The sequence below is a fragment of the Anaerovibrio lipolyticus LB2005 genome, from assembly GCF_000621545.1.
Lineage (GTDB): Bacteria > Bacillota > Negativicutes > Selenomonadales > Selenomonadaceae > Anaerovibrio > Anaerovibrio lipolyticus_A.
Map to the genome: position 1 here is coordinate 76937 of NZ_JHYA01000006.1, position 25229 is coordinate 102165.

The 25229-nt window shown below is 41.1% G+C and carries 23 protein-coding genes; 15 read left to right on the forward strand and 8 right to left on the reverse strand.

All coding sequences use genetic code 11. The features are described 5' to 3' along the window. Positions 1 to 109: 109 nt before the first annotated feature. Positions 110 to 889: a glutamate racemase gene (gene murI / locus T355_RS0107060; RefSeq protein WP_027397149.1), complete on the forward strand. Its 780-nt coding sequence runs from the start codon at positions 110 to 112 to the stop codon at positions 887 to 889. A 56-nt stretch (positions 890 to 945) separates the two neighbouring features. On the opposite strand, the gene T355_RS0107065 is transcribed toward murI, so the two are convergent. Continuing rightward, positions 946 to 1509, reverse strand: coding sequence for a chromate transporter (locus tag T355_RS0107065; RefSeq protein WP_027397150.1), 564 nt, complete (start codon positions 1507 to 1509; stop codon positions 946 to 948). A 14-nt stretch (positions 1510 to 1523) separates the two neighbouring features. Beyond that, positions 1524 to 2132: a chromate transporter gene (locus T355_RS0107070; protein ID WP_081777635.1), complete on the reverse strand. Its 609-nt coding sequence runs from the start codon at positions 2130 to 2132 to the stop codon at positions 1524 to 1526. Between the two features lie 384 nt (positions 2133 to 2516). Between T355_RS0107070 and T355_RS0107075 the strand changes: the two genes are divergently transcribed. From T355_RS0107075 to T355_RS0107110, 8 genes are all read left to right on the forward strand, one after another. Beyond that, on the forward strand, positions 2517 to 2741 hold the full coding sequence (locus tag T355_RS0107075) for a hypothetical protein (protein ID WP_027397152.1): 225 nt from the start codon (positions 2517 to 2519) through the stop codon (positions 2739 to 2741). 108 nt (positions 2742 to 2849) lie between these two features. Beyond that, positions 2850 to 4229: an amino acid permease gene (locus tag T355_RS0107080; RefSeq protein WP_027397153.1), complete on the forward strand. Its 1380-nt coding sequence runs from the start codon at positions 2850 to 2852 to the stop codon at positions 4227 to 4229. Positions 4230 to 4354: 125 nt separating this feature from the next. Beyond that, positions 4355 to 5488: a L,D-transpeptidase gene (locus tag T355_RS13865; protein ID WP_197019565.1), complete on the forward strand. Its 1134-nt coding sequence runs from the start codon at positions 4355 to 4357 to the stop codon at positions 5486 to 5488. 62 nt (positions 5489 to 5550) lie between these two features. Next, positions 5551 to 8244 (forward strand): DNA polymerase I, encoded by a 2694-nt coding sequence (gene polA / locus T355_RS0107090; protein ID WP_051555458.1) that lies wholly within the window; start codon positions 5551 to 5553, stop codon positions 8242 to 8244. A 15-nt stretch (positions 8245 to 8259) separates the two neighbouring features. Beyond that, a complete protein-coding gene (gene mutM, locus T355_RS0107095) occupies positions 8260 to 9090 on the forward strand; it encodes a bifunctional DNA-formamidopyrimidine glycosylase/DNA-(apurinic or apyrimidinic site) lyase (RefSeq protein ID WP_027397155.1) in 831 nt (276 codons plus the stop codon). A gap of 39 nt (positions 9091 to 9129) precedes the next feature. Beyond that, positions 9130 to 9732 (forward strand): dephospho-CoA kinase, encoded by a 603-nt coding sequence (gene coaE, locus T355_RS0107100; RefSeq protein WP_027397156.1) that lies wholly within the window; start codon positions 9130 to 9132, stop codon positions 9730 to 9732. Continuing rightward, a complete protein-coding gene (locus T355_RS0107105) occupies positions 9732 to 10367 on the forward strand; it encodes a lytic transglycosylase domain-containing protein (protein WP_051555445.1) in 636 nt (211 codons plus the stop codon). The genes coaE and T355_RS0107105 overlap by 1 nt, the downstream gene beginning before the upstream one ends. Before the next feature lie 5 nt (positions 10368 to 10372). Next, positions 10373 to 11305: an Abi family protein gene (locus tag T355_RS0107110; protein ID WP_027397158.1), complete on the forward strand. Its 933-nt coding sequence runs from the start codon at positions 10373 to 10375 to the stop codon at positions 11303 to 11305. A 123-nt stretch (positions 11306 to 11428) separates the two neighbouring features. On the opposite strand, the gene larA is transcribed toward T355_RS0107110, so the two are convergent. Further along, positions 11429 to 12715 (reverse strand): nickel-dependent lactate racemase, encoded by a 1287-nt coding sequence (gene larA, locus T355_RS0107115; RefSeq protein WP_037329982.1) that lies wholly within the window; start codon positions 12713 to 12715, stop codon positions 11429 to 11431. 235 nt (positions 12716 to 12950) lie between these two features. Here larA and T355_RS14740 point away from each other — a divergent pair, with 235 nt between their 5' ends. Next, entirely contained in the window at positions 12951 to 13829 is an 879-nt protein-coding gene (locus T355_RS14740) for an Ltp family lipoprotein (protein WP_051555446.1), read from the forward strand. 67 nt (positions 13830 to 13896) lie between these two features. Here T355_RS14740 and T355_RS0107125 read toward each other — a convergent pair whose 3' ends face one another. Continuing rightward, positions 13897 to 14586 carry an MgtC/SapB family protein gene (locus T355_RS0107125; RefSeq protein WP_419670097.1) on the reverse strand — a complete coding sequence of 230 codons (690 nt, stop codon included), beginning with the start codon at positions 14584 to 14586 and terminating at the stop codon, positions 13897 to 13899. A 120-nt stretch (positions 14587 to 14706) separates the two neighbouring features. Between T355_RS0107125 and T355_RS15545 the strand changes: the two genes are divergently transcribed. Beyond that, entirely contained in the window at positions 14707 to 14832 is a 126-nt protein-coding gene (locus T355_RS15545; protein ID WP_269318788.1) for a hypothetical protein, read from the forward strand. 151 nt (positions 14833 to 14983) lie between these two features. Here T355_RS15545 and T355_RS0107135 read toward each other — a convergent pair whose 3' ends face one another. The 4 genes from T355_RS0107135 to T355_RS14745 form a co-directional block, all read right to left on the reverse strand. Further along, the gene (locus T355_RS0107135) at positions 14984 to 16138 is read right to left on the reverse strand and encodes an acyltransferase family protein (RefSeq protein ID WP_027397161.1); all 1155 of its coding nucleotides are present in this window, start codon (positions 16136 to 16138) and stop codon (positions 14984 to 14986) included. A gap of 27 nt (positions 16139 to 16165) precedes the next feature. Beyond that, positions 16166 to 16747, reverse strand: coding sequence for a TetR/AcrR family transcriptional regulator (locus tag T355_RS0107140; RefSeq protein ID WP_071997182.1), 582 nt, complete (start codon positions 16745 to 16747; stop codon positions 16166 to 16168). Between the two features lie 112 nt (positions 16748 to 16859). Next, positions 16860 to 17984: a DUF362 domain-containing protein gene (locus T355_RS0107145; protein ID WP_027397163.1), complete on the reverse strand. Its 1125-nt coding sequence runs from the start codon at positions 17982 to 17984 to the stop codon at positions 16860 to 16862. Positions 17985 to 18096: 112 nt separating this feature from the next. Next, on the reverse strand, positions 18097 to 20727 hold the full coding sequence (locus T355_RS14745) for a DUF4127 family protein (protein ID WP_051555447.1): 2631 nt from the start codon (positions 20725 to 20727) through the stop codon (positions 18097 to 18099). A gap of 160 nt (positions 20728 to 20887) precedes the next feature. Here T355_RS14745 and T355_RS0107155 point away from each other — a divergent pair, with 160 nt between their 5' ends. From T355_RS0107155 to priA, 4 genes are all read left to right on the forward strand, one after another. Beyond that, the gene (locus T355_RS0107155; RefSeq protein WP_027397164.1) at positions 20888 to 21436 is read left to right on the forward strand and encodes a DJ-1 family glyoxalase III; all 549 of its coding nucleotides are present in this window, start codon (positions 20888 to 20890) and stop codon (positions 21434 to 21436) included. Between the two features lie 80 nt (positions 21437 to 21516). After that, positions 21517 to 22068, forward strand: a complete 552-nt coding sequence (gene apt / locus T355_RS0107160; protein WP_037329983.1) for an adenine phosphoribosyltransferase — start codon at positions 21517 to 21519, stop codon at positions 22066 to 22068. 15 nt (positions 22069 to 22083) lie between these two features. After that, complete coding sequence (locus T355_RS0107165) at positions 22084 to 22662, forward strand: hypothetical protein (protein WP_027397166.1); 579 nt, start codon at positions 22084 to 22086, stop codon at positions 22660 to 22662. A gap of 106 nt (positions 22663 to 22768) precedes the next feature. Beyond that, positions 22769 to 25222, forward strand: a complete 2454-nt coding sequence (gene priA, locus T355_RS0107170; RefSeq protein WP_027397167.1) for a replication restart helicase PriA — start codon at positions 22769 to 22771, stop codon at positions 25220 to 25222. Positions 25223 to 25229: the final 7 nt, after the last annotated feature.

Consider the following 25229-nt stretch of genomic DNA (forward strand, 5'->3'; position numbering starts at 1 on the left):
ACAAGAAAACTCTGTAAATCAATAGTCGTGCCTTTATCAAGGAGGCTTATAGGTGTATAATATTAAATTATATTGAAATATACCATTAGTGGGAAAGGTTCTTGATAAAATGAATTCCGAAACTCCTATAGGAATTATGGATTCGGGTATGGGTGGAATTAGCGTTCTGAGGGAAATAACCAAGCTCATGCCTAATGAAAACTATATATTTTACGGAGATTCCAAAAATGCCCCATACGGCAGCAGAAGTACCCAGGAAATATATGAGCTTACGTCAGACGTGGTAGATAAAATGCTGGATAGAGGCGTAAAGGCTGTTGTTATAGCTTGTAATACAGCCAGCAGTGCTGCTGGAAAGCGACTTCGGGAAAAATATCCTCAGCTTCCAATTATTGCCATAGAGCCAGCATTAAAGCCTGCTGTAATAAACTGTCCCGGAGGCACAGTGCTGGTATTGGCTACAGAAGCTACTCTCAGGGAGCAGAAGTTTGCCACATTAATGGAAACATGGAAGGACAGAGCTGAGATTATAAAAATGCCACTGCCTGGACTTCCTGAGTTTGTGGAACGTGGTGAGCTTGATTCCCCTGAGCTGAGAGAATTCCTTATGGGTTATTTCAGCAAGCTGGAGGGCAAGAAAATTGATGGGATAGTCCTTGGCTGTACCCATTATCCTTTTGTTCGAAAGGTAATTAGTGAGCTTTTTGATAATAAAGTGAAGATATTTGATGGCGCTGCTGGCACAGCCAGACAATTAAGAAGAAGGCTGTATTCCAGAAATATGATTAATACTTCCATGAAGCCGGGAACAATTACCTGGCTTAATAGCTCTGATGATCCAAAAATGATTGAGCTGTCAAAAAAACTGTATAATTTAAAGCTGGATTAATTAAAATAGGCTGATGCACTTTTTGCACCAGCCTATATTTTTAAGTAGCCTAATTTTTACATTAGTAATCCCAGAACTAAGCCTGCAACTCCACTACCAAATAGCAGAGTTATAACGCTGACCTTCTTTTTTACGGCGATCATGGCAATTAATAAAATAATGATACCTTTAATATCAAAGTCGGCAAAATTTGTAGGAACGCTTTCTGTGTTCCATACGGAAAGCCATATAAAGCTAAGGCCTGCAGTACAGATAAGGGCAACCACAGCGGGACGAAGGCCGTTTAAGGTTCCCTTTATTGCACTGAGCTCACCATATTTTTTCATCAGATAGGTTATTAAAAGACATAAAATCAGGGAAGGCGTTACAAAGCCAAGGGTTGCCACAATAGCTCCCGGTGTTCCCGCAATTTTGGTTCCTACAAAGGTAGCTGCATTAATGCCAATAGGTCCTGGTGTCATTTGTGAAATGGTGAAAATATCAATAAATTCTGTCATGGTAATCCAGTGATAATTATCCACTACTGCAGCCTGAATCCAAGGGAGAGAGGCATAGCCACCACCAACGCAGAAAAGGCCAATTTTACAAAATTCCCAATATAAAAGAAGTAATATATTCATTATACGGTCTCCTCTTAATTATATTTAGGGTCTCTCAACAGCATAAGTCCAATGATTGCATCCACCAGGACACAGTACATTGGATTTACATTGAAACAGAGAGAGGCTATAAATGTTCCAGCAGCAATCAGTATTGGAAGCAGTAGCTTCTTCTTGAACAGCTTGTATACCAGATTAAGTCCCACATCAATAATGACAGCAGTGGCACCACATTGCATACCCTTTAAAATCATTTGTACATAGTAGTTGTGGGCAAAGAGATCGTAAAAGAATGCGATAATTGTAATGGTAATAAGAGGAGGCAGCACAGTAGCCAGTATGGTTACCAAGGTTCCCATAAAACCTGCCATTTTATATCCCAGCATGATGGAGGCATTAACAGCCATTACGCCGGGAAGTGACTGGGCGATGGCAGTAATATCCAAGGTGTCCTTGTCGTTAATCCAGCCATATTCGTCCACATATTTTTTCTTTAGAAGTGGTATAATTACCATGCCACCGCCTACAGTGAAGGCGCTGATCAGAAAGGTGGATTTAAACAGAACCCAGAAGAAATGTCGGGTACCGGGAACGATGTTTAGTTTATTTACAGCATCATCCAGCTGTTGGGTTTCATTATTCATAGATAACTCCTTACAAATCAATAATTCATCATACAATTCTAATATATAATATATAAAATTGCAAAAAATAAGGATTGATGATGAAAAAAGGTAAAATAAAAGAAGCCCCTTGGAGATGAGGGGCTTCGCACGGAGAAGGAATGATAATGGGATCTACATCAAGGTCACTTTTGTGTAACAAGCAATTGGAGAGGTTTGTCTGTTACATTAACCTTGATTAACCTTCATAGGAAAAAAATCACTCCCCTATGATGTACATTAATATTACTATTAAAAAATTAAATGAATATGAAACAAAGATTAAAATAAGATTAAAAACTGCAAAGTATACATTTTAGTGTTACAATATGAATGGTAAAGTATTCTCTGAAAGGACTAATGATTATGAATATCCTAAAATTTTGTCTGGTAGCGGTGCTGGTTTTCTGGCTTATATCCGAATTTGCACCGGAAAATGTATCTGCTGTAACAAGTATGATGGGGATTGCTGTAGCAGTGGTTGCCATGATTATGTACAACAAAAAGCATAATAACTCAAAAGAGGATTCTGATGAATATGATGACAGCAATGATGATAGTGCTAAAGAGGATTTGTTAGATAAAAAATAATTTTTATAGTATTGTGGTCATAAACGTGGTATATTTAACAGGATATTTGCATGATGTGCATATCGATGAATGAAAGGTTGTGTTAGTGAGGCAATGGAAGATAAAGGAATGAAAAGGGGATTGAAGAATCGCCATTTGCAGCTTATTTCCTTAGGTGGTGTAATTGGCAGCGGATATTTCCTTGGTACCGGCTATATTCTGGAAAAAGCAGGACCGGCTGCAATAGTTTCCTACTTGTTGGGAGGAGCCATTGTACTATGTGTCATGCTTTGTCTGGCAGAATTGGCGGTAGCTGAACCCATAGCGGGCTCTTTTGTAACTTATGCCAGAAAGTATATTAATCCAACATGGGCGTGTGGTGTAGGCTGGACATATTGGGTCACATGGGTTTCCTATGTCCCGTCAGAAATGATAGCCGCCGGCATAATAATGAATAATTTCGTGCCAGCGGTCAGTCAGCTTTGGTGGGCTGTTCTATTTTGTCTGCTAGTCACTTTAGTTAATCTGTTTCAAGTGGATAAATTTGGCGAAAGCGAGTTTTGGCTGGCAATTATAAAAATTGTTGCCTTGATGGCTTTCGTTGTGGTGGGTGTCCTAATAATACTTGGCTTAATCGGTGATCAGGGTTATCTTGGAACTACATTGCTGCTAGGCAGTGGTGGTTTTACCCCAAATGGTTATTGGGCTATTATTGTAACCATGACCATTATTTTAGTAAATTTTCAGGGAACTGAAATCATCGGTCTGGCAGCTGGTGAATGCGAAAAGCCAGAGGAGAGTATTCCTTTGGCAGTACGTAATGTAACATGGCGCATTATTGCTCTTTATATTATCCCAATTTCCGTTTTGATATCTATTTTGCCTTGGGATAAGGCGAGTCTGGAGGAAAGCGTATTTGCAGTTGCGTTGTCTGAATATGGCTTGGATAAGTTTGCAGCCTTCTTCAGCTTTGTTGTACTGACAGCGGCCTTGTCTTGTACAAATTCTGGCCTTTATGGTACCAGTCGTGCTCTTTATTCATTGTCAAAGATTGGCATGGCTCCTAAAAAGCTGTCAACTTTAAATAGAAATGGGATGCCTCAGAATTCTGTTGTGGTTACCATTGCCACCTGCTGGCTGATTATATTGCTTTATAGCTTTGATACCAGTGACATGGCATATACATATCTCCTTTCCTTGTCTGGTTTCACCGGAGCTATTGCCTGGATTTCCATTTGTTGGAGCCAGTACAATTTCCGTAAGCATTGTGAGGCAAGAAATTCTGTGGAAAGACTTCGCTACAAGACGCCATTCTTCCCCTTTGTCACACATTTCGGCATTTGGGCTCAGGTTATCTGCATTATTATAGTGGCATCGGAGCCGGAGCTTCGGGAGACGATTTATCTTGGTGCTATCAGCTTGATAATTCCTATGGTAGTTTATAGGATTGAACATGGCCGTTGGAAGCGTAAAAAGAAGAAGCGTATTGAGCAAATGAAAAATAACTAAAATTGTCTTAGCCCTTTTCAGTAAGCATCTGAGAAGGGCTTTTTCTTATGTTTTTTACATTGAAAAAAATAAGTCACCATGATAAACTTAGAGATGGAATTTATTTTATCCGGGGGATGAATATAATGGCATTTAGAATGAAAACATTGGCTGGCATGATATGTGCAGCAACAATGTTTACATTTGGTACAGCTTGGGCAGCTGAACCAGAGGGAATAGATATTAATATGGCCGATGTTACAAGGGAACAGGCAGCAGCTGTGGCTAGTGCACAGGTTGAGCTTCATGAAGAGGAATTGATACCCAAGGTTAATGACGGCACGAAAATTATGATTAATTTGGCCAATCGTGGGCTTTATTTATTTGAGAAGGGCGTTAAAACCAAGCTGTATCCTATAGCTTGTGGCCGATATACCAATCGTTCTCCTGTTGGCTATTATAAAGTTAACGAGAAAGAGGTTAATCCTATTTGGGTTGATCCTGCTGACCGTAGCAATGTGGTTACTTCCGGTCCATCTAATCCACTGGGGTATCGTTGGATTGGATTTAATGGTTATTATGGTATTCATGGTACAAATAACCCTTCCAGTATTGGTACCTACGCCTCCAAGGGGTGTATCCGTATGCTGGAGGATGATGTGGAGGACCTGTATGAACGGGTTGAGGTAGGCACTCCTGTGGAGGTTTTCTACAATCGCTGTGTTATGGAAAAATCAAATGACGGCACAGTGGTGTACTACATTTACCCAGATGCCTATGACTGTCAGCCACTTTCTGTTGAACAGATCAATGAATGGCTTCATGGTTATGGTGTGGAATGCTTTGAAAGTGATGATGCCATAAAAGATAAGATTGCTGCCGAGGATGGCCAGCCTACATACGTGGCAAAACCTTTCAACTTGACTGTTAATGGTAAATCTTTAGAATGGAAGGCTGTTCAGAAGGATGGCATCTATTATTTGCCGGTTTATCAGATGGCTGAGGCTCTGAATATGCCAGTTTACGTTGATAATGCTGCCGGAATGGTGAGAACATCCTATGGCACTGCTACTATTAATAACTTTAAGAATGTTCTTTATATCAATGCAGATGAAGCAGAGGCTATTTTTAATATAAATGGCGGTAAATACTCCAGTAATTCTATGGTGTATACAACTAATCCACCTAAAAAGACTGCGGAAGTAACAAATAGTGATACTGGAACCAAGGTTAATGAAACTGCCGTATTTAATAGAAATATAGATCCTGTAAAAAAATAATTTTTAGTGAGTTTGTTTTGACAAAGCAGAGGTATATTATATCTCTGCTTTCTTGTGCCTATATGCGGAAGCATATAGATGGGGGTATCGGTTTGAAAAAGAAATTTTTTATTTTAGATGGAAGTTCTCTCTTGTATAGGGCATTTTATGCTTTGCCACTTTTGGAATCAAAGTCCGGGGAATTTACCAATGCGATTTATGGCTTTTCCAATATGCTGGTAAAGCTTATGACTGAATGGAAGCCTGATTATTTGGTTATAGCCTTTGATGCGGGGAAAAAGACCTTCCGTAATGAGATGTTTGCTGAATATAAGGGTACCAGAAAACCTACGCCTCCTGAACTTTTAAGCCAGATTCCTTTATTGCATGAAATGGCTGAAGCATGGGGAATTTCTCTGGTGGAGCTGCCTGGTTATGAGGCAGATGATATTATTGGCACTTTGGCCAACAAGGCTGTGGATAATGGCTGTGAGGCCTATGTTGTTACCGGGGATAGGGATGCTCTCCAGCTTGTGAAGCCTGACTTAAGTGTGCTTTTCACCAAGAAGGGCATTTCTGAGCTTAAGGTTTATGATGTTTCAGCCTTTCAGGAGGAATATGACGGTCTTGATCCTATTCAGCTCATTGATATGAAGGGGCTTATGGGAGATACCTCCGATAATATTCCGGGAGTTCCGGGAGTGGGACCAAAGACAGCCTCCAAGCTGCTTGCAGCCTATGGAAGTGTGGAGGAGGTTCTTCTTCATATTGAGGAAATTGCGGGCAAGAAGTTGCAGGAAAATATTCGTGAGAATCAGCAGATGGCCATTTTATCAAAGAAACTGGCTACTATACGTTTAGATGTTCCAGTGGAATTTGATGATACAGACTTTAAAATTACTACTGATGGTAATGAGCTGACCCGCTTTTACACGCGTTACAATATTAAGTCTATGCTGAAGGCAATTCAGCCATTTATTTCTGAAGGGGTGGCAGTGGAAGCTGCTTCTGAAGAAAGGCTCCCTGAGTGTCAGGTGATAAATGATGCTTCTGCAGCCAAGAAGCTGGTGGATGAGTGTCTTCGGGCTGGTAGAATAAGTGCTGCTGCTGTTTTCAGTGGTAAGGTTCCTTCTGTAGCCCTGACTGGACTTGGTGTTGCGGTAAATGGTAAGCGGTATTTTGTAGATGTTTCAACCAAGGGGGATTTTGGACAGGATTCTCTGTTTTTTGATAAAAATGCCGCAGAAAACGAGCTATGGAAGATTTTAAAGGTGCTGTTTTCAGATGAGTCAGTGGTTAAATATATTCATGGCTTAAAAAATTATTATCATGCCAATGTTGAAGTGGTGGGCACGGTTTACGATATGGAGCTCATTGGCTATCTCCTGAATCCTGTTAGCTCAAAATATGATGTGAGTGAGTTGGCAGCAGCCTTTGCTCCTACCCTTACTGCTCCTGAAAAGGGGACCGACATATATAATAATGTGTCATGGCAGGCCTTTGCATTGGAACGTATTAGTGAAGATATGCTTCAGCAGCTTGAGGAAAAGGAGCTGGACAAGCTCTACAATGATATGGAGCTTCCATTGGTGGATGTATTGGCTGATATGGAGAAGAATGGTATTTATGTGAACCGGAAAAATCTTCATGAGCAGTCTGTTGCTGTAGGTAAGACTATAGCTGACCTTGATAAGGAAATCCGTGAGCTGGCTGGCATGGATTTTAACGTGAATTCTCCAAAACAGCTGGGGGAGGTTCTCTTTGAAAAATTAGGTCTTCCAGTTATTAAAAAAACAAAGACCGGTTATTCTACCAATGCCGAGGTGCTTAATCAGCTTCGGGGTGAGCATCCTGTTATTGAGAAGATATTGAGCTACCGCCTTTGGACTAAGCTGAAGTCTACCTATCTTGACGGCATAAGCCAGCTTATTGATAGCGGAACCAATCGGGTTCACACATCCTTTAATCAGACTGTTACCGCCACTGGCAGACTTAGCAGCTCGGATCCTAATTTACAGAATATTCCTGTTCGCACTGAGGAGGGAAAGAAAATCCGTCAGCTGTTTGAGCCAGGTGCTGGGTATGATTATCTCCTTAGTGCAGATTATTCCCAGATTGAGCTTAGGGTTTTGGCCCACATGTCACAGGATGAGAATTTTATTAAGGCATTTAAAAATAATGAGGATATTCATGCCCGTACAGCAGCGGAGGTATTTGGGATTCCTATGGAGGAGGTAACGCCAACACTCCGTCGTCACGCCAAGGCAGTTAACTTTGGTATTGTTTATGGTATTAGTGATTATGGCTTGTCGCAGGATTTGGGCATTACCCGTAAGGAAGCGGCAGGCTATATTGATAGCTATTTTGAAAAATGTAAGGGCGTTAAGACCTTTATAGATAAGGTGGTTGAGGATGCCCATGCCAAGGGGTATGTTCAGACAGCCTATGGCCGTAGACGTGAGCTTTCATCTATTAACAGCTCTAATTATATGCAGCGTATGTTGGCGGAAAGAATGGCCATGAATACGCCTATTCAAGGTACAGCAGCTGATATTATTAAGCTGGCAATGATTAAAGCCCATAAGATGATTAAGGATGCCAAGCTGAAAAGCAGGATACTCCTTCAGGTTCACGATGAGCTTGTTTTGGAAGTGGTTGAGTCCGAGCTTGAAACAGTAAAATCCATCCTTAAGGATGCTATGGAAAATATAGTTTCCTTAAGTGTTCCGCTTTCCATTGATATTAGCATGGGCAAAAACTGGGCTGAGGCCAAGTGATAGGGGGGGATTAGTATGCCTGAAATGCCGGAGCTGGAAACAATAAAACGTTCATTGGAGCCACATATTAAAGGTAGAAGAATTGATGATGTAGAGCTTTTGCTGTCCCGTCAGATTAAGCACCCTTCCCCTGAGGAATTTGTATCCCGTATTAAGGGACAGAGGATAAGGGAGCTTCAGCGAAGGGGAAAATATCTTATTTTAGTGCTTGATAACGATATTTTCCTTGTAATTCATCTCAGAATGAGTGGACAGGCCTGCTATTGTGGTCCAAATGATTCTGACAGAAAGCATTCCCGTATAATCTTCCACTTGGATGATGGTGCCCGTTTCGTATTCGCCGATACCCGTACTCTGGGTACTATTTATGCTATGCGGGAAGATGAGCTGTCTATGATTAATGGACTTGCAGAGCTGGGGCCGGAGCCTCTTAGTGATGATTTTACAATAGAATACCTTAAAAATGTTTTGTCCGGGAAAAAGGGGAAAATTAAATCATTTTTGTTAAAGCAGAACTATATTGCCGGACTTGGGAATATATATGTGGATGAGTGCCTGTTTTTGGCTGGAATAAATCCTCTTAGAACTCCGGATTCCGTAACTGGTGCTGAAGCAAAAAAGCTCCATGCTTGTATTAATAAGGTTATAGAGGACGGAATAAATGACGGTGGTACCACCTTCCGTGATTATCGTGACGGCGTTGGCGGGAAGGGAAGTCATCAGAATAATCTCTATGCTTATGGTCGTGGTGGTCAGCCATGCCGAAAATGTGGTACTATAATGGAGAAAATAAAGGTTGGCGGCAGGGGAACAGTTTATTGTCCAAAGTGCCAAAAGCTGAAATAAATTTTGGGATAAATTTAATTTTTAAGGAACGCTTAAAATATGAAGATTATCGGTTTAACAGGTGGCATAGCCAGCGGTAAGAGTACCGTTACAAAGTATCTTCGCCAGCAAGGTTATACTGTAGTGGATTGCGATAAAATTGCCTGGGAGCTGGCGGAGCCTGATTGCTCAATATGGCAGGTTTATTTTGCCCGCTATGGCAGTAAGGTTATTAATCCAGACAGATCCTTGAACCGCCAAGCTGTGGCGGATATAGTTTTTCGTGATAAAAAGGAGCTGGATGCTATAAATAGTCTTGTTCATCCTTTAATAAAGGATGAGATGATGTCTCAGGTGAAGGCTGCCGGTGATGAAGGGGAAAAGGTAATTTTTCTAGATGTGCCCCTATTATTCGAGGCGTCATACGACAAGCTGGTAGATGAGAAATGGCTGGTTTATGTCAGCCGTGATACACAGCTCAGAAGGCTTATGTCCCGCAATGATTTTAATCATGATGAGGCTGTCCGGCGTATTGATTCCCAAATGAGTCTTGAAGAAAAGAAAAAATTAAGTGATGTAATTATAAATAATAATGCTGACAGGAAGAGACTTCGCCGTCAGTTGGATGAAAAACTGGAACATTTAAGGATAGAGGGTGAGTAATGGACAGGGAAGACGAACGCTTAAAACGTCGCCGTGAATATCTACTCAGGAAAAAGGAATTTCAGAGAAGAACCTGGAGCTGTGCTGTAGGTATAATTATCCTCCTTATGGCATTTGTTGCTTTTTTTGTAATGCAGCAGAAGAGTGTCCAGCGGACCTTTATGTTTCCTTATGAATATCAGCAGATTGTCCAGGCTTGTAGTGAAGAAAATAATGTGGATGAATTTTTGGTTGCTGCTGTAATAAAGTCAGAAAGCAATTTTAAAGATAATGCTGTTTCTACACCGGGGGCAATTGGATTGATGCAGCTTATGCCGAGTACGGCTGAGTGGATAGCCTCTGAAATGCATGATAACGACTATTCCAAGGAGCGGCTGGAAACTCCGGAAATTAACATATATTATGGTTCATGGTACCTTTCACGATTATTGAGAGATTTTCATGGAAATAAGATATTGGCATTGGCAGCTTATAATGCAGGTCATGGCAATGTGGAGGAGTGGATGGAGCAGTATGGCTGGGATTACGATTTTAGTGATATTTCCGCCATTCCTTTCAGGGAAACTGAAATGTATGTCAGGGGCGTTTTAAGAAATGAAAAGAAGTACATAGAACTTTATGGAAAGAGGGAGTAAACCTTTTGGCTAATAATAAGCTTAATCTTGAAGGTCAGATACAGCAAATGAAGTCGAAAAATATCGGCTTTAATATTGTAAAAGAGCCGGAGGCATTGGAATATCTGGCAAAACATACTTATTATTTTCGTCTGAAGCATTATGCTGAGAATTTTGAGAAAATAAAAAAGCCTGGTGTGGGCACCAGATATATTGCTTTGGAATTTGCACATTTGAAGGAGCTTTCCCTGCTTGATTTATATTATCGGCGGGTTATGTTTAATATTGTGCAGGATGTGGAGCATTATGCCAAGATTCAGCTTCTTAATGCGCTTGCAAGAAACAAAAAAGAAAACGGCTATAATATTGTCAATGAATACATGGAAAAGCGTAAATACCTGGATAAGGAGCTTTCCCGCCATCAAAGCAAATATGCCAAGGGTCTTATTGAAAAATACAGGGGAAATTTTGCCGTTTGGAATATTATAGAGGTTCAGACCTTTTCCCAGTTTATTGATCTTTATGACATGTATTTTGATAAATACCAGCAAAAGCATGTTGAGACAGTATATCTTAATGTGGTTAAAAACCTTAGAAATTCAATTGCCCATAATAACTGTTTGATGTTTAATCTGCATCCATCTGCAACTGCCAGTGATACTGAGGATGCCATTAGAATAGCAGTGAGTATGGGACTGGATGAGGATGAATCCAGGGAAATGAATCACGTTACCTTCATTAAAGAGCTTAATATTACTCTATATGTATTCTGGAATATTGTTACCAGTGAGGGAGAAAAGGAGTTTCAGTTGGAGCTTTTGCATGATCTGGTAAATAAACGTTTTAACCGTCACATGTATTATTTCGAAAATAATACTATTGTTTTGCCGGTGTTGAAATATGCACAAAAGCTTGTAAAATTTTATTTTGATAAAATTTATGACAACAATAATCATTAAAAATAATAAATAAGTAAACAAAAACAGCTGCCGGGGGTATATGGCAGCTGTTTTTGCTTGGATTATCATTGGATAATCATGGTTGGATAAAAATGTGTATGTAATGTTAGGGAACGACAATAATTAATCGCGAACTATAACGGATATTCCGTTTGGAATACAGGTTACAGTAGCATTTTCGCCTTTAATGCGGCGAGCCTCAGCATAAGCCTCTTCCAAAGTAGGGAAGTAGTGGGCCTTCAGGTCCTCAATAAGCTGTTTTTGCTCTGGAGCGGCCACAAAGAGTACGGTGTGTTTTCTTAAAATACGGCACCATACCTGGGCACACCACTGATCGGGCAGAGTTTCCTTCTGAGGAGTGTTTACGCACTTCTGGAAGAATTCGTCTGCAGTGGCAGCATCGTGTATAGAGTCATAATAAGACTGACCGCCGTGACCGTCTTTACAGGTGGCCAGCATTATTATGACACCGCCTTCATTAATGGAGGCTTCAGCGGCAGTCATACCCTTTGGACACTGGTATGCGTTCTGGTCCAGTGGATAACCACCGTTGGTTGTAATGACAATATCAGCAGGAGCTGGTTTTACGGCACAGTATTTTGCGAGGAATTCTGTACCCTCCAGATGTGCTGTTTCGAAGTTGCCTGCATAAGCAGCAACGGTTTTCTTGTCCTCGTCAATAATTACGTTACAGATAAAGGCCAGCTTAGCCATACGGGCAGCGGCCACCATATCTATATGGAGTGGATTACCCTCAAGGATACCGGTGCGGGCATAAGGAGATGCAATAAACTCACCGCAATGATTGCCCATAACAGTAACGGCATCGCAGATACCAGGTAATACACTCTTGCGGCCTCCGGAGAAACCAGCGAAGAAGTGGGCCTCAATAAATCCCTCAGCAATAAGCAGGGAGGATTCAGCTGCAACCTTATCAATGATGCAGTCAGGGCCTGAAGGAAGTACACCAACCTTGGTGTTGCATTCAGGGTTATGTGCATCATGTACTATGATATCATTTTTAAATTCATCATACAAGTCATTACCCAATTTGTTGCGCAATTCTTCCACATTTGTAGGTCTGTGGAAGCCAGTAGCCACCAAAAACTTAATCTTTATATCCGGGTTCCCCTTGCGCAGCTCAGCAATCATTTCTGGTAAAATATCCTGGCTTGGAACAGGACGGGTGTGGTCAGAAATGATAATGCAGCAATCAGGCTTACCCTTAGCAAGCTCTGAAAGAAGTGGGCTGTCGATAGGATTCATCATAGCTTCGTGAACAATTTCCCTGCCGGAGCGGGTGCTTTTTAGCTCATCCACACGGGATGTCAATACGGCACTTTCTGCAGGAACTTCCAGATCAATGGCCCCATCGTCATAGAGAAAGCTTACTGTTTTTGTATTAGACATAACGATTTCTCATCCTTTCGTATATATATCCTCAATTAAATTCGTTCGACAAATATTTTTAAAATCCTTCTTTTCGTCTGATAAATTTTAACATTTTTTGAGGATAATTACAATTCATATATGATTCTCATCCAATTCTAACTTGCAATACATAATTCAATACTAATACAATAATGTCATAGAAGGCTGATTAAGCCATGGAAGATTTTGATTTGACCTATACAGGAGCCTAAAAATGTTTAAGTGTAAAAAGATTATATGTAATATGTTGCTATCAGCAGCCATCCTTTCTTTTGTTCCCCAGAACAGTGAAGCTAAAATGGAAAGCTATATTGCTGTGGGAGAATATACCCTTAGTGACAACGAAACATTGCAGCAGGGGGAGGATAATGCTGTAAAGGAGGCACTGCGGAATATTTCTGAACAATTGGGAGTTATTGTGGCCAGCAATACCAAAGTGGAAAATTCAGTGGTGACCCGTGATGAAATTATCACCTTCAGCAGCAGCTTTTTAAAGGTTCAAAATAAAGTAATTAAGCGCAGTATTGACGCAGATGGTGATATTCATGTATTTGCCCATGTAACTGCAAATGCAGATCCGGATTTGGTACTTTCGGAATTAAATCAGCTTGCCATTTCCAGGTTTAAAAATAACCAGGGTGGGGTTCAGCCACCAAGTGTGAATACGCCAACACAGCCTCAGGGAAAAGTTCAGTCAGTGGAAGAATATGCAGTTCAGAAACACCTATCTAAAAAAGGCTTTTTTAGATATCTTCTGTCAATGGGATATCCAAGAGATAAAGCAACCAATACGTCTGAGCATGCTGCTATTGACTGGAACAATAACGCTTTGGAAAAGGCAAAGGAATATCTGTCTCAGGGATATTACGCCAAGAAGGGAATTTACACCCAGCTTTTATCACCAAATGAGAGCTTTACAAGAGAAGAGGCCTTTTACGCTATGACTAATGTATATGCGGACTGGAATAATCAGGCCCTTGGCAAGGCAAGACAGTATTTACAAATGGGGTGGACAGCTAATAAAATAAATCAACGCCTTTCCATAGAAGGCTTTTCAAACGAAGAAGTGCAGTTTGCCATGTCACATATTTAAAAATAGGAATAAATTGTGAAAAAGAGAAGGAGACCAAAACGGCCTCCTTTATTTTTGGTTATTTGTATTATGTAAGCTCTACAGTTTCTACACCATCCAGAGCATATAGGGCATGGGTTACCTCTACCTCCCGAATATTCTTGGTATTTATAAGCTCCATTTCAACCACAACCTGTGAATCATCCTGGGCATGCTCCGCATTTTTCATTTTTATCTGGCATATCTTAATATTATGAAGCTTTAAGGTATCATACACTTCTTGGACAGCGGTGGAATTATTTTTTATGATTACCTTGGCGGTTAGCTTTTTATCTATTTTGTGGAAGGAATCCAGCTTGGCAAATACTTCCAGTACCAGGAATACTAATACAGAAGTAAAGAAGGCACTAATATAATATCCTGCGCCTACAGATAGACCTACCCCAGCTACTACCCACAAGCAGGCTGCAGTGGTAAGTCCGGTGACATTAAGCCCTTCCTTCATTATTGCACCGGCACCCAGAAAACCTATTCCACTAACCACCTGGGCTGCTAGTCTGGCTGGATCTGCATTGGTTTTTCCTTCAACTGTGGAATATATTTCAGTAGAAAGTATCATTATAAGACAAGAGCCAATACATACCAGCATATTGGTTCTCAGACCTGCTGATTTGCTTTTGGACTCACGCTCGTATCCGATGAGGCCACCTAATATACAGGATAAGGCCAATCTCCCTAATAAAACCATGTCATTGGGGGTTACAAAACTCATTTCCATACTATCACCGCCAAAAAACTAAATAAATTTTAAAATAATACTTGACACTAATCAATAATTGTTATAAACTATCACACAAGTTGTTGAAAACTGAATATCGCCACGAAAGGAGTGGGAACATTGACTAACATCGATATGTTATTTTCAATGGTAGGGTTATTTACCGTAGCAGCAGCTATTCCTTGCATCTTTGCACCAGAGCTTGCTATGAGTGAAGTACGTGCCCTTGTGAAGTCTATTCTCTAATTTTAGAGATATTCTTCACTAAATAGAAGTTGCAGCTGACATTTGTCAGGTGCTTTTTTTATTTTCAAAAACAATTTAATTGCTTATTCTACAAAAAGAGGAGTTTTCCCTTTTTTAATCAAGAAAAACTCCCCATTAGCTTGCTATTTAATTAAGAAATCTTTGCTTTTTTGCTGCCGGCAAAGCATGGTAGGAACAATAATAGCTTGCTGACGCAGTAAACTATTATGAGACCGATTATGGAGCTTAGTATCCATTTAGGGAACCAGGAAATATCCAGTGGCAACAGGAAATAAGCTACCGGGAATACTATCTGCATGTGGCAGTAGTACATAGTATAGGAATTTGCTGCCATTTCGCTCCAGAATTTATTGGTGCGGTTGAAGAAACGACAGAAAATTGCCAGCAGGCCATAAAAGGATGATGTAAACATTGCTGCCTGCAAAATTCCTCTAATAAAGACAAATTGAAGTGCATTGGCAACAAAAAATCTTCCCATAAGAATCCACATAGGGTATGCAAAGGTCATCACAGCAAATAAAGGTACCCATTTAGCAACAGAGGGCTTGTATCCATCCTCGGTGAACCATTGATGTCTCCAGGCATAGACTCCCAAGAAAAAGGCCCATACATAAGGAAGAACACGGCATGGCTGCAAAACAAGGAAATAGCTAAGGTGAATCCACAGATCGTCAAAGCCTGTAATAATATCCATGGCCACAACGTTGCAGAATACAAAAATAAATAAGCTCCAGGCCATAACCTTTCCAGGATTTGAAGGGGCACACTGCTCAAGCATACTCTTGTCCAGCTTGGTTAATATAAACAATATAAGGTAAAAGACCGTAAGGATACCTAAAAACCAGTATTGAATATGTGAAAAGAAAACACCGGAGCCACCGTTTACAGGGTCAAAGAAAAACCAATTACTGCAAAATTCAGAAAAGCTTACAGGAGCATTACGACTAAAAAATGTAAGATAGGATACTGGAGCCGCAAATAATAAAGTACCACCAATCCATGGAACGATAATTCTCTTAAAGCGACCGGACCACCATTTACCATCGCCGTGCTTATTTAAGGTCATTATGCCAAAATAGCCGCTGACAAAGAACATTATAGGCATAATAAAAACATCTACCCAGCAAACAAAGCCGGTAAGGAACAATGAACAATGCTCTGTATCCACGACATACCACCATTCAGGTGCATAGGCCATATAGCAGAGTCCCAAATGAAAAACGATCATTAAATTAATAATGAACATTTTCAGATTGTCCATAAAAAATAAACGCTTTCCCATCATCTTAAATTAACAACACCCTTCAAAGAATTATTTATGTATAGTAACAGCATCCCAACTGGTATCAAAAATTATTTGGTAAACCAGATCATCAGCCCTGTTTCCCCAAAATAGCTTGCCCTTTTCAATATTGGCGGCCAGGAGAGAGAAATAGCTCAGCACCACAATTGGATGAAGCTCCTGCTTTATTATGCCTTCCCGTTGACCCCGTTCCACGAAGGCATACATAGGCTGAAACAAATCTGTGACATTATCCAGGACCAGTGATTTGCCCATCATGGAGGACATGAATTGTTCATACACCTGAAATTCTGATGGATAATGACGGAAATAATCAACTACACGCCAATAATACCTTCGGAAGCATTCTTTTATATCACCGGTAAGATCAAGATCTTTCATGATATAATCGCAGTTTTTCTGTATAACATATTTATACAGTTCCTTGAGCAGCTCCTCCTTGCTGCTGAAATAGACATAAATTGTTGCCTGAGGAATTCCCGAATCCTTGGCAATCATGGACATGGAAACACCATTGATTCCTTGTTTCGCCATGAGAGTAGTAGTGGTTTTCAATATTAAATTCTTTTTCTGATCATCACGTTTTCTCATGTTTTTAATAATAACCGATTAATCGGTCGGTGTCAAATAGAAAGAAATCAAAAAGGCACTGGTCCATGTTGAGCCAGTGCCTTCTCTTTTGTTTAGTGCCTCGCTGGGAGCTTTATTTCATTACGATTAATTCATACTCTCTGGTACCCATGCCGATTTTTTCTCCATGCTCCAGAGTTTCTTTCCAGTGAACATTAGGGTTGTTGTTAAGCCAGTGGTCACCGTAGTCGTGGTGGTGTGGGTCAGCCATATTGTCACCTAACTGGGAATTGCGGATAGGCTCAGCCTTCTGACAAATATCTACGCAGGCCTGGTCAAGAGCTACAGGGTCGAAGGAGCAGGCAATACCAATATTTGGCAAAATAGGTGCATCATTTTCACCGTGACAGTCACAGTTTGGAGATACGTCCATAATCATATTGATATGGAAGCAAGGTCTATCCTGAACAACAGCCTGAGCGTATTCGGCCATCTTCTTGTCAAGGAGATCTCCGGCATCCCACTGGTCATTATGGATGGCATCAAATGGACAAGCACCTATGCAACGGCCACAGCCCTTACAAATATCCTTGTCGATAATGGCCTTCTTGTTTTCATAGGTAATGGCATTGGAGCCGCAATGCTTGGCACAAACCTGACAACCACGGCACTTTTCCATATTAACCTCCACCTTGCCGGAGGAATGCTGTTCCATCTTGCCAGCACGACTTCCACAGCCCATACCGATATTCTTGACTGCACCGCCAAAGCCTGTCATTTCATGGCCCTTGAAATGAGCCAGGGAAATAAATACGTCAGCATCCATAATGGCACGGCCAATCTTAGCAGTCTTGCAGTATTCACCATTTTTAACAGGAACTTCAATATCATCTGTACCTTTAAGACCGTCGCCAATAATAATCTGACAACCGGTGGTAATAGTATTAAAGCCGTTTATGTTAGCACAGTCCATGTGCTCTAAGGCGTGCTTTCTGCTGCCTGGGTAAAGGGTATTGCAGTCAGTAAGGAACGGAATACCGCCCTGTTCCTTTACCAAATCAGCAACTGCCTTGGCATAGTTAGGGCGAAGGAAAGCCATATTACCAAGCTCGCCAAAATGCATTTTTATAGCAACAAACTGGTTTTCCATGTTAATATTCTGAATGCCGGCTTTGATAAAGAGCTTTTTCATCTTGGCTAAAATGCTGGTGCCAACAGGAACGCGGAAATCGGTAAAGTATACTTTTGATTTATCCATAATAACCTCCCAAATATTATTACATACAACACATCTAGTCAAAGAATAACATAAGTAAGGCAGTGAATCAAACAAATGGTTTTTTTCTGACACACTGCCTCGACATAATAGTTTATTTTTTTAGAATTGCTTCAACCTTGTTTTTTAGATACTCCGCAATTTTTCTGGAACCATCTTGGGTAGGATGAACACCGTCACCTACATAATCAAAATCATCAAGAAGGGGAGTGTTCTTGTTGAGCGGAATATAGTACAGGGCTTTATCACCATTATTTTTTAGCTTTGTTACGGCCATTTCAGTCCACCTTGCAGCATCAGGGCCAATAACTGTTGGTACAGGATCCAGACAGATAATAGCTGCTGTTGGATTGTTTTTACGAACGACATTTACAAGGTGAATATACCCCTTAATAAATTCCTCTTCTGTTGGCTTTGGATCAAATAAAAAATCATTTGCACCAATAGAGATGAATACAGCATCAGTTTTGTTACTGGAAAAATCCCAGTTTAAATGGGTGGTATTCCAGTTAAATGAATAATAGGTCCAAGGGTAGCGATCAGCAGTATGAACCTGGTTGTATGGCCATTCCTCAGAGTAGTTATGCACGAGGCCTTCCCCGGATTTAGCCACAACGCTGTAATCTGCATCCAGCATTCTGGCAAGCTGTGGGCCGTAGGACATATCGTTGTTCTCTGTATCGTGGTAGTTCAACACATCATGGGGACCGTCATTAAAGGCTCCTGCTGTAATGGAATCACCTACAAATTCCAGCTTTAGTCGTTTTGGCTCATCCGCAGACAAAAACTCGGCTCCTTCATCAAGGACAAAGCCTTTGAAGATGCTTAGTCCTGCTTCACCTTCTGTGGAGCGGACCAGCTTGATTTCATGCTCACCCTTTGGCAAATTATCCGCTAGGGTAGTTAATTCTTTCCTAAATTTTATTCGGTTATATGGCTTACCATCTATCTCATATCGCCACCAACAAATTTTGTCATCCATTTTTGCGGCAATACTTGTACCGGTAAAGCGGGCTTTAATGTAGGTAGCCCCGTAGCCACAGGTGGCCTGATCATTTTCAATATTCCAGCGACCATTAAAGATTAATTTTTTTTTAGGAATGTTCTCATTTATGGTAATACCCCCTATAAAGGTAATATGCCACGGAAAGGTAACCTTTATATCAGTGGCATTTGGATATTCGCTGAGGTGCCAAGCGGCAAATTCACTCAGTTCCTTTGTTACCAGATTTTCAGCATATTTTTCGTATTCTGCCAGATTAAAGTAATATTTATGATTAGGAAGACTTCGCATCAGCTTTTCTCTTGCATAGGCCTGATAGCCCCAATCATCAAGATAACGCTTGACCAGCATTCTGTTGCAGTCCTCCTGACTGTTTTTTAGATTTACCAATCCCTGTCCCAAAGCAAAGCCAGTGCTGTTGGTTGGTGTATTCCAGCCGGAATAGGAGCGGAACCTGAACAGCAGCTTATTATCGGAAAGCTGGTTCATAAGGGCTTTGTCACTTCCGTTGGCAAAGCATACATCTGCCAGTGCAACATTATGTTTTTTAGCGAGATTATCCTTTACCATATCAAGGAAATATTGGGTACCGCTTCGTGGCTTGCCATCATTGTACATAGGGTCAGGATCATTTGGATCGGGATAACCATCAGTGGTGCGACCCTTGGGATCAGTGTTTACCAGCAGGAATAAATCAGCATTTGATTTGTTAGTTTCCTTTGCTCCTGCCATTGTCAGCTCATCACGAATGGATTTAAAGAGCTTCTCATCTGAGAACTTTGGTATGGTATCCTTGCCTACTCCTGTATTGTATTGGACATTAACAGTATATTGCTTATGGTCAATAGTATTGGCAGCTCTGGCAAGCAGCAGCATGGCAAATTCATCAATACCGGTGGCTACCATGAATTTGTCCCTTGAAAGACCCTGATTTTTTGCAAAATTATTTAGCTCCCGGGCCTCCTGGTGGGTGGCACAGAACGGAGCATTATCATCTTTGCCAATTACCAGAAAATTTAAGATTCCATTTTGGGCTAAATTCATAAGGCTTTTGGTAACATTAATATTTTTTGTTCGCCTTCCAAAGTAGTCCTTGTAAACTCCACTTGGAATGGAATTCATTAGTTCTTCGCGTTCTTTCTTTTCCAATTCAGTCAGTTTTCTGGTTTCCTTTTGGTCATTAAGGGCAGAGACCTTAAAAATCTTATCACCATATTTCTGATAATATTCGGGCTCTTCAGCCCCGGCTGCAGCACCATTTTTGGGGGTACGCATAAGGGAGCCAAAAGCAAATATCTTTAGTTTTTTGTTTGATTTTTTTAACTGCTTGAATTTGTTTGTACGATAAAGAAGCTCCTCCTCGCTATTGTTATGGTTGCGGGAGGCTACCAGTCCACCATAAATAAGGGAGTCCGTGGAAATTACAGCCACATCAGCCTTGGAAATGTTTTTATTAACCCAGCCCCAAAGCTCATGTGTATCAGCTGTATTTCTAAGGCCTCCAAGCATATCCTTTGGTGGCATGATAACATTGTAGCCAGCCAGCTCCAAAGCCTCGGTGGATTGCTCACAGGAGGTAGGGCGATTATCGTGAGGCACAAAAAGGATGGTGCCCTGAACGGTGTTTTGAACCTTTGCTTCGGCTTGGGACATATCCACCGGTGAGGACAGTCCAAACATAATGGATAGCATGGAAAGTATAAGGGATAATTTCTTTTTCATATTGTCACTCCAATATAAACTAATCTGTAATCTTTTTAATGTATTTTAACACTCTAGAAACAATTATACATACCTATTAATTTGATTTGCAAGGTTCTCGGTTCTTTATGGTATAATTAAAGTAACGTAGTTTTATTTTAACGTAAGGAGCGATACAAATATGAAAGCATTAGTTTTATTTGCCAATGGTTTTGAAGAAGTAGAGGCCATTACTCAGGTTGATTTTCTCCGTCGTGGCGGCATTAATGTAACTGCTGCATCAATTCATAATGACAAGAGAGTTGTGGGAGCACATAACATACCTGTTGAAGCAGATGCACTTCTTGCTGATATAAACGCTGATGAGTACAGCATTGTTGTATTGCCTGGTGGCATGAATGGTATGCTGAATCTCGGAGGCAGCAAGGAAGTAGTGGCTATTTTGAAAAAGTTTAATGAGGCTGGCAAGTGGGTAGCTGCAATCTGTGCATCTCCATCTATTCTGGGTGACAACGGACTGGTAGAAGGAAAACGTTGCACCTGCTATCCTGGCTTTGAGGACCACATGAAGGGCGGTAAGACCTGCACCAATGAGGTGGTTGTGGACGGTAATATTATCACCAGCCGCGGTCCTGGTACATCCATTGCCTTTGCTCTTAAGATGATTGAATTGCTTAAGGATAAGGAAACAGCTATTGAGGTGGGCAAGGACTGCTTATATCTCGAATAACTGTAGAAAAATTTGAACAACTGCGTTATAATTAAATGGTTTGTGAATTTAATTATTAAACTATAAGGAGTATTTTTCTGATGAGCTTAACAGCAAATGACATAAACTATGTGAAGGACCATATTCGTCTGGTGGATAATTTCCCAAAGGAGGGCATCAAGTTTGTAGATATTACTACTACTCTTAAGGATGCAAAGGCTTTTGGTCTGACCCTGGATTATATGAAGGACATTCTCAAGGATGAGAAAATCGATATGATTGTGGGTCTTGAATCCCGTGGCTTCATCTATGGTGCGGCACTTTCTGCAGCTACAAATATCGGTTTTGTGCCAATTCGCAAGCCAGGCAAGCTGCCTGCTGAGGTGGTAAGTGTTGACTATGATCTGGAATATGGCAGTGATACCATTGAAATGCATAAGGATGCCATTAAGCCTGGTCAGAAGGTACTTATTGTGGACGATTTGCTTGCCACTGGCGGTACCGCCACAGCTGCGGCACAGTTGATTAAAAAGGTTGGCGGCGAGGTTGGTGCTGCTGTATTCTTCGTGGAGCTGACTACCCTTGGCGGTCGTCAGAAGCTGGAAAATAATGGCATTAAGGTTATGTCCATGCTTCAGTATGATTTAGATTAAGGGGGCATCAGCTTTATGTCTGTTATGAATTTTAAGAAGCTGATGACTTTTGTGGTCGCATTGTCTGTTATGGCACTCAGTATTCTGGTGGCTGGATGTGGTTCCAAAAATATAGAGCTTCATGATGTCAGTGTTAATGGCCATGCAAGTACCCTTACCATGAGCCTGCCCTTTGACTTTAGAAATCCGATGGCACCGAAAACCTTTCCTAATGGTACTACTATTTGTACCAGTGCAGACCATAATAGTGATTTTGAGATAACTGTTATGAGTGTTCATTATGATCGGGCTAAATACAAGGAATTTACAGCTTCAGAATTTAAGCCTGACCTTAATAAATTCTCCGAGGACCTTTTAAAGACCTATAAGAGCAAGCGTAAGTCAACTGGCGGTCAGCTTGAGAACACCACTGTTGCCGGGGAGCCAGCCAAGGTAGCTGTTTTGGATGGCACCAGCAATGACATTAAGATTAAGACCAGATTCATTTCCTTCTTTAAGGGAGATGAGCACTGGTGCATTACCATATCCTACAAGGCCGACGACGAGGATTATGAGAAGGCTGCGGATAAAATGGTAGAAAGCATTCATTTTTAAAGAATAAGAACACTTAATAAATTGAAACGGGACTAGCAACAGGGTCCCGTTTTTTCATCTATATCCATTTTTAATACAGTACTAAAATACAGGACGGACTGATATTGTGATACTTGCTGATGTTTATATTAACATTCCTATAAAAAGCATATATCAGGCATATAGCTACATTGTGCCGGATCATCTTGGCTTTCTTAAAGAGGGCTGGAGGGTTATTGTGCCATTTGGTGGCAGATCCATTGAGGGCTTTATTGTGTCCGTAAAAAATGTGGATGAAAGCAGCATTAAAGGTGATTTTAAACTAAAGGAAATAAAGGGGACCCTGGATGAGGAGGCCTGGTTTCCCCACCAGATAATCGAGGCTGCCCGCTGGATGGCTGATTTTTACCTTTGCTCGGTGGGAGAAATGATGCGCCTTTTTATTCCTGGGAAAAGTGGTGTCCATATACAAGTAGCGTATGAAGCAGCACCAAATGAAGAAAACAATGTACTTTTGCAGGTTCAGGCCTATCGTGCAGTTTATGATGCAGTAAAAATATCTGGAGTAGCCAAGAAAAAGGACATAAAGGACCAGCTGGTGGCTGATGGTAACGAAGAAATAGCAGAGGAGCTGGATAATATTCTGGAAAAGCTGCTGCAATACAAGGCCATCAAACGAGTTTATAACGCTGATAATAAGGCCAAAGCTGCATTTGAAACTGTTTATGTGACAGCAAGGCTACTGACAGATGAGTTACTTTCAGATTTTTCACGAAAGCCGGCTCAGAAAAAGGCTTTGCAGTTAATTATGAATCAGCAAGGGATTGGGGAAGCCATCTTTTCTGGTGAAGCTTTTAAGACGCAGGGGGTATCTGCTGCTACGTTAAAGGCTTTGGTGGAAGCGGATGTTCTTCGAAAGGAAAAGCGTCGTGTTTACCGCAACAGCTACGATGCTCCTGGTTTAAAGCATAAAGAAATCGAACTTACTATTGAGCAAAATAAAGCTGTTGATGCCATGGAAGAAGCCATAAACGACAAGACATATAAAGAATTTCTTTTATATGGGGTTACTGGCAGTGGCAAAACTCAGGTCTATATTGAGGCTGCCAAAAAGGTACGGGATTTGGGCCGTAGAGTTGTGGTTTTAGTACCGGAGATTGCTCTTACTGGGCAGGTAGTACAGGCCTTTAAGAGCTATTTTGAGGAAGATATAATCGTTATTCATAGTCGTCTTTCTATTAGCGAGCGAAATGATGCCATTTTACGGGTGCGTCGTGGTGAGGCGGGTATTATTATTGGTGCCCGTTCCGCCCTATTTACTCCAGCTGATGATATCGGACTGATTATTATGGATGAGGAGCAGGATAATTCCTATAAGCAGGATGAATCTCCACGCTATCATGCCAGAGTAGTGGCAGAAAAGCTGGCTGAGATTTACGGGGCACCGCTGCTTTTGGGAAGTGCCACTCCTTCATTGGAAACATATCATAGGGCCCAGATTGGCAAGTGTACCATGCTTCAACTGCCTAATCGTATTGGCAATAAACCACTTCCACAGGTGGCCTGCGTAGATATGCGACAGGAGCTAAAAAAGGGAAGGCGAAATATTATAAGTCACCCTTTGCGACTTCTTATTGAAGACACCATCTCCAAGGGAGAGCAGATGATCATTATGTTGAACCGTCGTGGCTTTGCTACCTTTGTGATGTGTCGTTCCTGCGGAGAGGTTATTAAGTGTCCTCAATGTACCATGCCTCTTGTATATCACAAGGATAAGCGGCTTATGTGCCATCATTGTGACATTACAGTTCCTGTGCCAGATGTATGTCCAAAATGCGAGAGCCGTTATATTAAGTATTTTGGTTCTGGTACAGAAAAGCTGGAGCAGGAGCTGAGGACATTGGTTCCCCAGGCCAGAGTTATTCGTATGGATAGGGATACCACTACTGGCAAGTTTGGTCATACTAATATTATTGAGCGGTTCCGCAATAAGGAATTTGACATACTTCTTGGAACCCAGATGGTGGCCAAGGGCCATGATATTCCAAATGTTACAGCAGTGGGTATTATCAGTGCGGATTCGGCGCTTAATATGCCGGATTTTCGTGCGGCAGAAAGGGTGTTTATGCTGATTACCCAGACCGCTGGCCGGGCAGGCCGTGGAGATATTCCCGGCAAGGTTATAGTTCAGAGCTATTCACCGGAGCATAATGCAGTACAAAGTGGTATAAAGCAGGATTATCAATCCTTTTATGAGGAAGAAATGAAGCTGAGGGAAAGTCTCTTCTATCCGCCATTTTGTCGTATTGTTAAGCTGATAGTACATAACGAAAAGCCGGAAGAGGCCCGTCAGCAGGCTCAGAATATAAAGGATAATTTCTTAAATAAATTCGGTTATACCAAGCATCATCAGATTATCGGTCCGGCTCCTGCAATGATTCCTGTTTTTAAGGGAGTTCACAGATTTTCCATGCTGATAAAAACCGATGATTTAAAGGCGGTAAATCAATTCCTCCGTGACCAGGGAGTACACCGTGATATGAATGTAATGATAGATATTGACCCTATCACCACGTCCTGATTGGAGC